The sequence below is a fragment of the Nostoc sp. UCD121 genome, from assembly GCF_014222285.1.
GTDB lineage: Bacteria > Cyanobacteriota > Cyanobacteriia > Cyanobacteriales > Nostocaceae > Nostoc.
Genome location: NZ_JACKZS010000487.1, coordinates 1 through 979, shown reverse-complemented (window position 1 = coordinate 979; position 979 = coordinate 1). Strand labels below are relative to the sequence as shown.

Genomic DNA, 979 nt, shown 5'->3' with positions numbered 1-979 from the left:
TTAAAAAACAAAATCCACAAAAAAAATTTACCCCTGTTTTTGACCCTTTTTTTGTCTATCTAATTGATAATTACTCTTAAGATTAACCGCCCAAACCCTGATTATTGACTTATTTTTCAAGAAATATTACAGTTTTAGGACTAGTTAATTGATTTGACTAAATTCGTGCATTGGATTGAATATCTCGAAAAAACATCCATTTTCCCAATTCTTACCAACTACATTCAACATCTTCCAATATCTAGACAATATCTCCCAATTCTCCAATTTTTTCTTACCTTTTTACACCTTTTAAATCATCCACTCACAAAATTCTCATTAGCTCAAAAATTCCCAATAAATCCGAACAGTTCCCAATACTTATAAGAAGTCTCCCATTTGCTCCCAATAATTGGTAAATTACCCTGAAATTCGCTTAAAAGCTTTTAAGCTCTGTAATCCATCTTTTTCTGACGCACAGTACGCCATATTTGGCGGAAAGTTTTTGAGGGTCAAAAATGAAAAGCAGAAGCCGAAGCAACAGCCATCAAAAAAGACTACCAACAAACTACATAAGCACGACAGAAGCCGCCTAACAGTTAACAGCTACAACTGCGGCGGCTTATCGTTCAAATATTCTTCGCTCAATCTCCTCCAAAAATCGCATCCAATTCTTGCGACGAAGCCTGACCTTGAACTATTGAAGCAGGTCTGATTGAATCAGCCGCTTCCCCCAGGAGATCAGGCTCGGATAAAGCATTACTCTTGTAGCTTGGGGCATTGACAGCTACAACTGGTGCAGCCAACGCTGGCTGTGATGCCACAAACTGCGGTTGTTCCACACCTAGAGCAAAACGCATATAACTACCGTGTTTATTCAACGAGTCCTGCGCTTCCCAACAAGCAAAACGGATCTGCTCTCTTGTAAAATTACCGCTCGAATATCGCGCCACTGGCAAGAAAGCAGCCACCAAGATATCAGCCATCTTACGCTGTGCCT

Annotated in this window: 1 protein-coding gene; it reads right to left on the bottom strand. The window is 39.8% G+C overall.

Features of this window, described 5'->3' with window-relative positions; all coding sequences use genetic code 11:
- Positions 1–623: 623 nt before the first annotated feature.
- A partial coding sequence (locus tag GNF10_RS37095; RefSeq protein WP_185607507.1) for a hypothetical protein occupies positions 624–979 on the bottom strand: 356 nt, incomplete at its 5' end.